The sequence below is a fragment of the Fischerella thermalis PCC 7521 genome (assembly GCF_000317225.1).
GTDB classification, from domain to species: domain Bacteria; phylum Cyanobacteriota; class Cyanobacteriia; order Cyanobacteriales; family Nostocaceae; genus Fischerella; species Fischerella thermalis.
Genome location: NZ_AJLL01000028.1, coordinates 17,470 through 29,464 on the forward strand (window position 1 = coordinate 17,470; position 11,995 = coordinate 29,464).

Sequence of the window (11,995 nt, forward strand, 5' to 3'; positions counted from 1 at the left end):
CAAAGTGACTGTCACTGAAACAGGTTGACAAATATTTTACCAAGTTGTCTTTACACAAAAGCATGTAAACCCATGCTTTAGCAAGATTATTTGTTTATGAAAATTAATTTCTCAGAAGGATTAGATTGTGGACAGTAAGCATTTCATCTCAATTACCCCTAATGATGGGATGCTAAGGGACTTGTCAAAAACACAGCATCCAACACGGTTGTATGGCTGGGGATACACAGGAGAAACTCTAAATTTAAGCGGAAAAGGGACCTATTTCGGGTTTGTCGTTGATGGTCAAACTGATGTGATTTCCTATCACGCAGGTTTTGAACTAGCTTTTACCCTCACCAAAGGAATGTACTTTAGTGTTCCTGGTGCTGTGTCTGTTCGGGGTGGATGTGGAATTGCGATTGCTAGTCTCAACTATCGTGGGATGTTCATGATTGGGGGACCAATTGAGGAAAAGGGTAGGTTGCGTTACATGGATGGTTGCTCTGATTCTCTGTTGATCCCACCAACGATAAAAGGCGATCCTTGTCTTAACCATTTACATTTTCCACCTGGTATTAGTCAGACACGACACACTCATCCTTCGATCAGGATTGGGGTCGTTACAAAGGGTGAGGGACATTGTGAAGTTCCAGAAAATGAAGATGGAACCGGAGGAATTGTGGAAATTCCTTTGATTCCAGGTCAAATATTTATTATTCCACCCGAAGGTCATCACAGCTTTTTTACTAGAGACAGCAGGTTGGATATTGTTGCATACCATCCAGATAGTGATATCGGACCAACTCATGACGATCATCCGATGATCAACCGGACTTATGTCAATGGGATATCGGCTAGGGATATTGACAAAATTAGAACGAAGAGTATTGTCTGAATTACGTAGAAGAACTGGAGAAATTATTTAGAATTATGAACTAAATAACATGCAATTAATTTACATATTTACCTCACCCTGCCTACGCTACCCCTCTCCGCGAGATCGGAGAGGGACTGGGGGTAAGGTTGTGTATTTTATTTAGTTCGCATTCCTTAAAAAATACTCACAATTTTCCATAATTTCAAGAATAACTGACTTTAGTATACTTTTGCAACAAATTTAAACATGAAAAAACTTGTGATTTCATGTTGCATTTTCATGAAATCGAGTGTAAGCTAAATATCAAGTCAGGTTAAAAGCCTGATTTGACCAATAGAAACAAAGTAGCCCCATGTTAGAAGGACTTTTCGGGACTCTTCAAGCATATCTACCGAGTGAATATCAAGGTTCAATACCGCGCAAATTGATTGTAGAGTGCAACATGATGAGGAGTGGCAAAGTCCCGGAGTTCTTAGTTACCATCGTAGGGCATCCGAATGAAGATTTTCGATTTCAGAAAGCAGACTTAGACACCTATATTTTGAGACGTCAGCTGCTGTTAAAACCTTGTGGTGTGGTGTTAATGGAGAACAGAACCACTGCGATCGATTGTTTAGAAGCAGGTTTACTAAATATTCTTCAAACTACTGGTTTTGGAGATGTAACCCTCACATTTCATAAGGGCTATTTTCTGTGTAAAGTAGCGTTTTCTTATCGAAGAAGTCTTGGAGACTACCTTAACAATTAAGATTTTTGTCCTTTGAAATACCAAGCAGTTATGAAACTGATGGTGGGGATTGAAAAATAAATAAATTTTGACTATCCAAAGAGAGTTGAACACCAACCCAGGGACTAGTTTACGTGGAGTACCACGCGACTAGTCCCTTGTTTTTTTTCAAAGGAAAACCTATAGGAGATCACTTCTCATGGACTGTAAATATAAAGACCATCCTTTTCCTCCTTGTCGATTTGAGCAACATCCTCGTAACCCTAATATCTATTTTTGTCCCCACTGTCGGGAATCGTATGATGTGCGAGAAGTAGGAAATAAATTTCCTACCTGGCTGCTGTTGATGATTGCAATAGTCATTTTAATGATTGTTACTGGTAATCCTAAATCTCTTCAGGAGACTGAGGAAAATATTCCTACTCCTAACCCTAGTCAACTTGAGTAAGGCTCTTGTATTTGTTACTCTCCCTTACCGTAGTTAAGGGTGCATTTCATGACTAAATTTGACTTTTAAGCAAGTTTAAGTAAGGGGAAAAACTATGAAAACTAATCTGCAAGACGACTATAATCTGCTATTCAAGTTCGCTGTTAAGGGACTCAAGTATTTTGTATTAGCATTAGTTGGCTTTGCGATCGCCTATGTTATATCTACAGTGCTTAACGTTGTCCCTATCGCTCAGATACTGCTATCATCCATTTTATGGCAATGGATGATGCGTATAGCTGTTTTCATTTTCTGTTTATTTGCGATCGCTATCATTCTAGATTCTTGGCGATAGCATTTTGTTGAGATTTTGCCTTTCACATTTGGCTGCTTAGAATTTAAAAAACATTAAATATTTATCTTGGCTGAATTCCACTCAGCCAAGAGCAAACTTTTCCCAGACTAAGAAAAATTTGTTTTATATCATGTTCTGTTGAATACTTATACTGTCGCCTAGGCTGGTAATTGTTAATAGGTAATTGGTGAGACTACTTGCCGTCTTGGCTTATGCCGAGATGGCAAAGTAGCGAACCCGAAGGGTAATGGGGAAAAACCAATGACCAAAAGCGAAGCATAATATCGTAAGCAATTAGCCGAACTTGATATTACTTAGCAGGATATTTAGCTAAAAATTCATCTTGAAATTCCACAAGTGCATCACTCGAAATGCGCCCAAACTGTCCATCCGCTGGCGGATCAAGAAAATTCAACCAAATCAATACCTGTTGAATATGAGTGGCTAATTCTTTGTCAGCAGCGATCGCTTCAATTCCATAATCTAAAGAACCCTTATTATCTTTAGCTTGTTTGCTGGCTTGATAAAAATTTTCCAAACGCATAATATTTCATCCCCTGGTCAAAAACTAAAATTAAGTTCTAGTTACTTAATAAAACAACGCTCATTTTCGGAATTACGCATTCGCAGAAAATTAAATTGCTGGTAGAGTAAAATAGCGGCTCAGTTCATGAAGAACTTATCCAACAGCAGCCTGGCTGAGTTATGAAATAGCCTAAATATAGCTAATTAATTAGGAAAATAAATCACACTAAGCTTCCTCTACAACCTTTCCATATGCATCGAAAATAAAATGCTCATCTCGATCAGCCTGACTTTTATCAACCCACTTCACCCAGTAGTGTTTTTCTTCGTATCTGAAATCTAAAATAGGATATTTTCCAGGCTCAATATCTACCAAAGCTTCTTTTGGTATCTCCGATGATTGTTCTGTAGTAGGTTTCAATACTGTTTTTTGAGTAACTTTCAAAAGATATTTTTTTCCTTCAGCAGGTTTTGGTTCATCTGTGTCTGTATCTCCAATTAAACCATCCTTGATTGCTTCAGCCATTTTTTCAGCATTGAAGCGATCCATGTCTGCTTTGGAATCACAAAAACAACACTCTACTAAAATAGCCGGCATTGAGGTATTTTTAATCACAAAAAACGGGGTGCTTTTGACGCCCTTATTTTTAAATCCGAGTTTAACAATTTCGTTGAGAACAGACCTAGCTATAGCTTTAGACGTATTACTAATAGCAAAAACTTCTGTGCCATTCGCTTGCCCATTAAATGCATTAAAATGTATGGAGACAAAGACATCTACATTGTTGCTATTAGCTTTCTCAACTCGTTTTCTGAGTGACTCTCCCACAGTTACAGCTGTTGTAGGAGTGCAATTAATAACACTATGACCTGCGGCTGCCAACTTTTGCATCAAAAATGTACCAACCGCTTTCGTTAATTTATCTTCTTTTTCGACTCCAACCGCCCCTGTATCTGGAGGGCAATTGTGTCCTATATCAATTCCAAATTTCATTTTTATATTCCCAGCTTTTTGCTTACTTAAGTATTTACTACTTAATAAGCACTATAGCAACACTGTATCATATTTGACATAAAATCAATCTAAAGTTACAAATTCTATGAATTGAGGTGAAGCGATCGCTTTTTTACAATCAAGGCTAATCTAAAAGAATGCTATCCACTCAAACTCCACTATTGCGACTTTCGCAAGGACAACTCAACCTGCTAGAACGTTGTCCACGACAATTTCAACACACCTACTTAGAACAACTCTATTCTCCCACCGAAATAAAACGGGAAGAACACCAGACTTTAGGGAGTCTCTTTCACCTGCTGATGCAACAGCGAGAAATGGGCTTACCTATTGATAGTTTTTTGCAAACAGATGACCGATTGCAAAGTTTGATGACAGCTTTTACGAAAGCAGCTCCAGAAATTTTAACACCTATTAATCATAGTCAAACTTTTCGAGAAAGCGAACATTTCCGCACCTTACAGATCCAAAATTATTTACTCACCGTCGTTTATGATTTACTAATTGCAGATAATCAACAAGCACAAATTTTCGACTGGAAAACTTATGCCAAACTACCCAATAAACGCAAATTAGAACAAAACTGGCAGACACGTCTTTATATGTACGTATTAGCCGAGACTAGCGATTATCTGCCAGAAAATATTTCCATGACATATTGGTTTGTTCAATCTGAAGGTAAACCACAAAGTATTAAATTTAGTTACGATTATAACCAACACGAAAAGACTGCCAAAAAACTCAAACAACTACTAAGTAAACTAACCACTTGGCTGGAAGATTACCAACAAAAAAAAGATTTTCCGCAGGTTTCAGAAGGTAGTAAAACTTGCCAATATTGTCACTTTACCAAGAAGTGTAATCGTAATTACGCTCATCTTGCCCAGAAACCACAAGGAAACTCTCCTCTCCAAGAATTAGACACCAACCTCACGAATATCGCTAATATTCAAGAAGTATCTCTATAAAAGGAATTGTTAGTGTTTGGTAGTTAGTGGTTGGTAGTTGGTAGTTGATTGTTACGACACCCAAACATCAAACAACAACCAAAAAACAACAATATGATTTTATGCATTCACAAGAATTTGATGCGGTTTATGTCCGCGAATTAGAAATTGACGATATCGCCCCTGTCTATCATTTAGGAGAAGAACTATTTACCAGTGATTTGTATCCTTACTTATATCGTTGCTGGGATGAATGGGAGGTGATTGGACTTTATAACACCGATCCAGAATACTGTTTAGTTGCAGAAATTGATGGACAACTTGCAGGATTTATTTTAGGAACCATCATTACCAAAGCATCCTGGACTTACGGATATATTCTCTGGCTAGGAGTCAGCCCAAAATTTCAACGACGCCGTGTAGGTGACAAATTAGTTGATACTGTCATCGCCCGCATGATTGAAGATGGGGCGCGGTTCATGTTGGTAGACACAGATCCAGAAAACGTAGCAGCAGTGAAATTTTTTAGCCGCAAAGGTTTTGGTAATATCCGCCAACATATTTTCTTATCAATGAATTTAAGCAAACACGAACATTATGGCAGACTAATTGATTACGAACGACAAAAAGCCGAAAGGGCGGGTTATAAGCGATCGCGTCCTATCCGCACTCGTAAAGCTGAAGCGATAGTCAATGAAGTAGCCCTGAATGGTCTCATTAGTGAATCTCAACACCAAGAAGATTCTGTAATTTAAACATCAAACATCTATACTGTCGCGTAGGCTGGTAATAGGTAATGGGTAATTGGTAATGGGTTATTAAGATACTGATGATTTTCCCATGCCCAATGCCCTATGACCAACAACGAAGCATAATTAATACTGTAAGCAATTAGCCGAACTTTATAGAAAAATTTTATATGTATGCCCAGCAGTGGATTTTGACATCAACAGAACAACCGCCTGAGTGGTTCTTAGAAGCTGTCAAGGAGTATACACCCACATCTAGCGGACAGTTTGCAGCACAGCTGTTGTGGCAACGTGGTATAGCCACTATATCACAATTAGCGGCTTTTGTCAATCCCAAAAATTACTTACCTGCAAGTCCGTTTGAGTTTGGGCAGGAAATGCATCTGGCGGTAGAACGCTTAGAAAGGGCATGGAAATTTGGTGACAAAGTTGCCATTTGGGGAGACTTTGACGCCGACGGTATTACCTCCACAGCTGTGTTATGGGATGGCTTGGGGCAATTTTTTCGCCAAAATTCGCAGTTATTTTATTACATTCCCAATCGCTTAACAGAATCCCACGGACTCAACTGTCAGGGCATAGATAAGCTGGCAAATCAAGGATTTAATTTAATTGTAACTTGTGATACTGGTAGTACGAATATTGATGAAATTACTTATGCTAATCAGCTAGGTATTGATGTAATTGTTACAGACCATCACACTCTGCCAGCAGAACGTCCACCTGTAACGGCGATTATTAATCCTCGATATTTGTCCAGTGATCATCAATTATTTCATCTTTCTGGAGTGGCAGTTGCTTACAAGTTAGTAGAAGCTTTGTATCAAACTTTGCCAGAGATTCCGCAACAACCATTAGAATATTTGTTGGATTTAGTGGCAGTAGGGTTAATAGCTGACTTAGTGCAGTTGAGCGGAGATTGCCGCTATTTAGCACAATTGGGAATTGAACGGTTGCAAGAAGATTTTAAACTACCACCCGCCCAGCGACGACGCCCAGGGGTAGGACGATTGTTGGAATTGTGTCAGAAAAGTGGCGATCGCCCCACGGATATTTCCTTTGGACTTGGCCCCCGTATCAATGCTGTCAGTCGCATTCAAGGTGATGCTAGCTTCTGTGTAGAATTACTGACTAGTCGCGACCAAGCACGTGTTCACCAGTTGGCGGAAACAACAGAATTAGCCAACTCTCGCCGCAAGTCTCTACAAAAAGAGGTCGCCCAACAAGTCAACCACAAGATCACCCAAATGGACTTGTCAACCACCAGCGTCATCGTTTTAGCCGATCCTCAGTGGGCTGTTGGCGTTTTGGGATTAGTAGCAGGACAAGTCGCACAAGAGACGGGACGACCGACTATTTTGTTAAGTACAGAAGGGGTCGGGGGAGTAGGAGGAGAAGATACTCCTCACACCCCTCACACTTCCCCCACTATTTCTCCTCTTCTAGCCCGTGGCTCTGCTCGTTCCGTTAACTCTGTTGATCTATACCAGCTAGTCAAAAATCAAGCCCATCTGTTACATCGTTTTGGCGGACATCCTTATGCGGCGGGGTTGAGTCTACCAGTGGAAAATATTCCTTTATTTACAGAGGCGATTAACCAACAATTACGGCAAACTTTGGGTGGTACAACTTTAACACCAACAGTACAAGCGGATTTGGTGGTGACAGTAGCGGATTTGGGGAAAGAATTATTTTTAGAATTAAAACTTTTAGAGCCTTGTGGTATGGGTAATCCGGTGCCAAAATTACTGATACAAAATTGTTGGTTTGAAAATGCTTGGCATCGCAATCAACAAGATTCTCGGGGCAATAAGATACAGTATATTAAAGCCGAGTTTGATATTCGGGATGAGTCTACCAAAAATCCTTTTCCTGGTGTGTGGTGGGGACACTACAAGGATGAATTGCCACCGGGACGCTGTGATTGCATTGTAGAGTTAGATTACAATACCTTCAAAAAACGTTATGAAATTCGCTTAATTGCCGTACGTTCTTGCGAAAAATCTGCACGACTGACTCCACACTCCATACAAATATTAGATTGGCGCAATATCACTACTCCCCCTACTCTCCCCAATCCCCCATTCTTAGTTAAAGAATGTCCTACCAGTTGGGATGATTTACGGGTATGGTTGAGACGATCGCTTCACAATCAGCAACCATTAGCGATCGCCTGGTCTAAAACAGAACATCAACCCCCAGAACAAATTTGGTTGACATTGGTAGGAATTGCCAAATATCTTAGTCGCACCAATCAATTAGTTACCCGTGTTCAGCTTCTGCAAAAACTTGGCATCGGTGACCAAAGTTTACTCATGGGTTTAAGGGCATTAAAATATTTAGGTTTTACAATCCAAAGACAAGATCGTTATCTGCAAATCAACCAACAACCAAATACTGAATCTGTACTAGCAGAGACTGCTGTTAACAAGTTTTTGGCTGCTGTTCGTGAAGAACAATTTCAGCGCCAGTATTTCGCCGAAGTACCTATATCAACAATTCAAGCGATCGCATTTACATCAGTTATCAGTTAGTGGTGAGGGGATCGCTGTCTTGGACGCCACGTGCTACAAGCCGGAAAACCCGTCCAACGCAGTGGTTCTGGTTCCCGTCACGCAGACGCCCGCAGGGCTGCTTCAAGGTAGAATCGGGTGATGAAAAAAATTATCTTTGAACCACAAAGACACCAAGACACTAAGAGGAAAATAATCCTCTATACTGAGGTTTTTTTAAAGTAGATTAGTACTTACAATTTCACAACTAAAGTAAAACTGCGACTGGACGCATAGCTTCATCAGTCACAATTTTTTTGTTAACAGGTAGCATAACTGTTTGCTTGAGATACGATGTTTAATCTTTTGATCTTAGCTTTTTTACTTGTAAGCGATCGCATTTACATCAGTTATCAAGCTATCAGGCATATGGTGGAGGAACTGTGACTCAGCTGATATAACTAATAACTATTAAATACGTCCAGTCTCAGCAATTCTAACTGGAATCCATGAACGCACAGCATTACCCAAGCTATAAATACCAAGTCGGGGGTAGCTTACCAGCTAATTCTCCCACCTATGTGACACGGCAGGCAGATGAGGATTTATATGCAGCACTGTTAGCAGGAGAATTCTGTTATGTCCTCAACTCGCGACAAATGGGTAAATCTAGTCTGCGGGTAAGGACGATGCAGAGGTTGCAACAACAAGGGATTGCTTGTGCGGCGATTGATATTACAGCAATTGGGACTTGGGATATTACCCCAGAACAATGGTATGCAGGGGTAATTGATAGCTTAGTCGGTAGTTTAAATTTCTATGACAATTTTGATTTAGAAAGCTGGTGGAGTGACAATGATTTGCTGTCGCCAGTGCAAAGATTTAGCAAGTTTATTGAAGAAGTTTTGCTAGTAGAAATATCTCAACAAATAGTGATTTTTGTTGATGAAATTGATTGTGTGCTGAGTTTGGGTTTTCCGATTGAAGATTTTTTTGCTGTGATCCGCAATTGTTACAACCAGCGTGCAGATCAGCCAGTGTACAATCGTTTGACGTTTGTGTTAATTGGTGTGGCGACTCCTAGTGATTTGATCGCAGATAAAAAGCGCACACCTTTTAATATAGGGCGGGCGATTGAATTGCAAGGATTTAAGTTAGAGGAAGTTGCTTCACTCACGCAAGGATTGGTAGGAAAAGTGACTAATCCTCAGGCTGTGATGGGTGAGATTTTGGCTTGGAGTGGTGGACAGCCGTTTTTGACGCAAAAGTTGTGTCAATTGCTGATTAACCTCACCCCAACCCCTCTCCTTGGTAAGGAGAGGGGCTATGTTGAGGAGTTCGGAGAAAATGGATCTAACCCCTTTGTTACGAGGGACGGAGGGGATATTCTCTCTCCTACTAGGAAAGAAGTTTATACGAAAGAGTGGGTAGAAGCTGTTGTCAAATCACGAATTATTGAAAATTGGGAATTTCACGACGAACCAGAACATTTGCGGACGATTCGCGATCGCATTCTCAGGAATGAGCAAAAAGCGTGTAGATGGTTGGGATTATACCAGAAAATTTTGCAGCACGGAGAATTAGAGTGTGATAATCGCCCCGAAAATATGGAGTTACGGCTGACGGGGTTGGTAGTAGAACAAGAAGGAAAGTTAAAAGTATACAACCGTGTTTACGAGGCTGTTTTTAACCAAAATTGGGTGACAAAGGCGTTGGCAGATTTACGCCCCTACGCCGAAACATTAGAAGCATGGGTTGCTAGCAATAAAGATGAATCTTGGCTGTTGCGTGGACAAGCATTACAGGATGCCCAAGCCTGGGCGATTGGCAAAAGCTTAAGCGATTTAGATTATCAATATTTGGCTGCTAGCCAAGAATTAGATAAGCGCAAAATGCAAACCGCCTTAGAAGCAGAAAAACAGGCAAAGCAAATTTTAGAGTCAGCGCGACACAAAGCCCGGCGACAAACTTACATTGGGGCTGGTATTTTAGGATTGTCGCTGCTAGGGGCTGTGGTGGTAGCGGTAGCAACAGAACAAGCTAGACAAAGGGCTTTTACTGCGATCGAGGCTGAAAGACTTGGTAACAACGCTATAGAAAGATTTAAATGGAACCAAATTGATGGTTTATTAATGGCGATGGAAGCCGGACAAAGCCTCAAAAGTTTGGTGAATCAAAAGCAATCTCTTGTTGATTATCCTGCTTTTAGTCCCATCCTCAGCATTCAAGATATTTTGGCGCAGATTCAACAGAAAAATTCCTTTGGAGATTCTAGCGCTATTACCAGTACCAGTTTTGCATTTAGCCCAGATGGCAAAACAATTGTTCTTAGCAGTGACAATACAATCAAACTTTGGGATCTCACTACAGGTCAAGTTATCAAAACTCTGAGTGGCAATGAAAGTGAAAAAACCATGGTGTTTAGCCCCGATGGCAAAATCATTGCTTCTGGCGGTTATGATAAAACCATCAAACTTTGGGATATTGCCACTGGTAAAGTCATCAAAACCCTCACCTATGGCAGTTCGGTGACAAACATTACCTTTAGCCCAGATGGCAAACTACTTGCTGCTGGTAGTTCTGACAAAACAATCAAACTCTGGGATATCGCTAGTGGAAAAGTTATTCAAACTCTCACTGGACATAGCAATATTGTCAAAAGTGTAGTGTTTAGTCCAGATGGCAAAGTTGTAGCTTCCGGTAGCAATGACAATACCATCAAACTTTGGAACGTCGCCACTGGCAAAGAAATTCGCACTTTCACAGGACATACTTCTTTTGTCACCAGCCTTGCATTTAGCAATGATGGTAAAGTCCTCGCTTCTGGAAGTGCTGACAAAACAATCAAACTTTGGCGTTTAAATCTAGATGATGTCCTAGCAAGGGGTTGCAGTCATTTACAACAATATTTAATTTCTCATCCAGATTCTTTGGAAAAACTCAAAATTTGTCAAAATCAATCTCTGTTTTTAGCAGCAGCCCCTACTTTAGTTGTCCAAGGTGAGAAGTTAGCAACAGAGGGTAAATATGAAGAAGCTGTTGCTAAGTTTCAAAAAGCTAAAAAGTGGGATTCTAAGTTAGACATAAATCCCGAAGTCAAAGCAGCCCCAGCATTTGTGACTCAAGGAATCGAACAGGCAATTCTGGGTGATTTTTCTGGTACTTTTAAAAGCTTGAAACAAGCACAGAAACTCGACCCTAAAATCGATCTTGATCCATATACTGAAGGTGTACAAGATAACACTGAATTCGTTGCCAAACAACTTGCAGCAGAAGGTTTCATTAATAAACAAAGTTTAATTCCCAAAGCACAAGAGTATTTAAAGCAGGGTGATTTCACAAAAGCTATGGCAACATACACAGAGATTGAGAAATTACAGCCATCTAAACAAACCTTGGCTAATTCTTGGAATAGTTTGTGTTGGGAAGGTGGTTTACGTGGTTACGCTAAAGATGTAATATTTGCCTGTGAAAAAGCTGTGTCCCTTATACCCGATGATGGCAATATCCGTGATAGTCGCGGTTTGGCAAGGGCATTAACTGGTGATACCAAAGGCGCAATTGAAGATTTTGAAGCATACATCGAATGGATTGATGATCCCCAGGCGAAAGCAAAACGGCAAAGTTGGGTGAAAGATTTAAAGGCTGGTAAGAATCCGTTCACACCGGAGGAGTTGCTGAAGTTGCAAAGCGAGTAGGGGTGTAGGGAAGTGGGGAAGTGGGGAGATGGGGAGATGGGGAGAAAACAATTCAAAATTCAAAATTTAGGAAGGGGGTGGGGGGAGTGTGAGGAGTGTGAGGGGTTAGATCCCTGAGTTTTAAAAAAAAGTCGGGGATTTGGCCAAGCTATCAAAATTAATGTGGTGAGCTACTAGAGATGAAAAATAGGCGATCGCGTT

The 11,995-nt window shown here is 40.4% G+C and carries 10 protein-coding genes; 8 read left to right on the forward strand and 2 right to left on the reverse strand.

Annotated elements, in window-relative coordinates:
- Positions 1–127 precede the first annotated feature (127 nt).
- The 4 genes from UYK_RS0106280 (at position 128) to UYK_RS0106295 (ending at position 2,368) form a co-directional block, all read left to right on the forward strand.
- Positions 128–877, forward strand: coding sequence for a cupin domain-containing protein (locus UYK_RS0106280; protein WP_235182306.1), 750 nt, complete (start codon positions 128–130; stop codon positions 875–877).
- Between the two features lie 334 nt (positions 878–1,211).
- A complete protein-coding gene (locus tag UYK_RS0106285; protein ID WP_016871108.1) occupies positions 1,212–1,607 on the forward strand; it encodes a hypothetical protein in 396 nt (131 codons plus the stop codon).
- Between the two features lie 178 nt (positions 1,608–1,785).
- A complete protein-coding gene (locus UYK_RS0106290; RefSeq protein WP_016871109.1) occupies positions 1,786–2,034 on the forward strand; it encodes a hypothetical protein in 249 nt (82 codons plus the stop codon).
- Positions 2,035–2,128: 94 nt separating this feature from the next.
- Positions 2,129–2,368 (forward strand): hypothetical protein, encoded by a 240-nt coding sequence (locus UYK_RS0106295; protein ID WP_009458627.1) that lies wholly within the window; start codon positions 2,129–2,131, stop codon positions 2,366–2,368.
- A gap of 310 nt (positions 2,369–2,678) precedes the next feature.
- On the opposite strand, the gene UYK_RS0106300 is transcribed toward UYK_RS0106295, so the two are convergent.
- Together UYK_RS0106300 and UYK_RS0106305 are read right to left on the reverse strand one after the other, a co-directional pair.
- Positions 2,679–2,912 carry a peptidoglycan-binding domain-containing protein gene (locus UYK_RS0106300; protein WP_009458629.1) on the reverse strand — a complete coding sequence of 78 codons (234 nt, stop codon included), beginning with the start codon at positions 2,910–2,912 and terminating at the stop codon, positions 2,679–2,681.
- A gap of 207 nt (positions 2,913–3,119) precedes the next feature.
- A complete protein-coding gene (locus tag UYK_RS0106305) occupies positions 3,120–3,887 on the reverse strand; it encodes an N-acetylmuramoyl-L-alanine amidase (RefSeq protein ID WP_009458631.1) in 768 nt (255 codons plus the stop codon).
- Positions 3,888–4,045: 158 nt separating this feature from the next.
- On the opposite strand from UYK_RS0106305, the gene UYK_RS0106310 reads away from it, so the two are divergent.
- The 4 genes from UYK_RS0106310 (at position 4,046) to UYK_RS0106325 (ending at position 11,794) form a co-directional block, all read left to right on the forward strand.
- Positions 4,046–4,876 carry a PD-(D/E)XK nuclease family protein gene (locus tag UYK_RS0106310; RefSeq protein WP_009458633.1) on the forward strand — a complete coding sequence of 277 codons (831 nt, stop codon included), beginning with the start codon at positions 4,046–4,048 and terminating at the stop codon, positions 4,874–4,876.
- 101 nt (positions 4,877–4,977) lie between these two features.
- Entirely contained in the window at positions 4,978–5,610 is a 633-nt protein-coding gene (locus UYK_RS0106315) for a GNAT family N-acetyltransferase (RefSeq protein ID WP_009458634.1), read from the forward strand.
- Positions 5,611–5,774: 164 nt separating this feature from the next.
- The gene (locus tag UYK_RS0106320; protein WP_009458635.1) at positions 5,775–8,138 is read left to right on the forward strand and encodes a single-stranded-DNA-specific exonuclease RecJ; all 2,364 of its coding nucleotides are present in this window, start codon (positions 5,775–5,777) and stop codon (positions 8,136–8,138) included.
- Between the two features lie 467 nt (positions 8,139–8,605).
- Positions 8,606–11,794 carry an AAA-like domain-containing protein gene (locus UYK_RS0106325; protein ID WP_016871111.1) on the forward strand — a complete coding sequence of 1,063 codons (3,189 nt, stop codon included), beginning with the start codon at positions 8,606–8,608 and terminating at the stop codon, positions 11,792–11,794.
- Positions 11,795–11,995: the final 201 nt, after the last annotated feature.

Coding starts and splice junctions, on each gene's coding strand:
- UYK_RS0106285 (WP_016871108.1), top strand. CDS start 1,212: ATGTTAGAAGGACTTTTCGGGACTCTTCAAGCATATCTACCGAGTGAA.
- UYK_RS0106290 (WP_016871109.1), top strand. CDS start 1,786: ATGGACTGTAAATATAAAGACCATCCTTTTCCTCCTTGTCGATTTGAG.
- UYK_RS0106295 (WP_009458627.1), top strand. CDS start 2,129: ATGAAAACTAATCTGCAAGACGACTATAATCTGCTATTCAAGTTCGCT.
- UYK_RS0106300 (WP_009458629.1), bottom strand. CDS start 2,912: ATGCGTTTGGAAAATTTTTATCAAGCCAGCAAACAAGCTAAAGATAAT.
- UYK_RS0106305 (WP_009458631.1), bottom strand. CDS start 3,887: ATGAAATTTGGAATTGATATAGGACACAATTGCCCTCCAGATACAGGG.
- UYK_RS0106310 (WP_009458633.1), top strand. CDS start 4,046: ATGCTATCCACTCAAACTCCACTATTGCGACTTTCGCAAGGACAACTC.
- UYK_RS0106315 (WP_009458634.1), top strand. CDS start 4,978: ATGCATTCACAAGAATTTGATGCGGTTTATGTCCGCGAATTAGAAATT.
- UYK_RS0106320 (WP_009458635.1), top strand. CDS start 5,775: ATGTATGCCCAGCAGTGGATTTTGACATCAACAGAACAACCGCCTGAG.
- UYK_RS0106325 (WP_016871111.1), top strand. CDS start 8,606: ATGAACGCACAGCATTACCCAAGCTATAAATACCAAGTCGGGGGTAGC.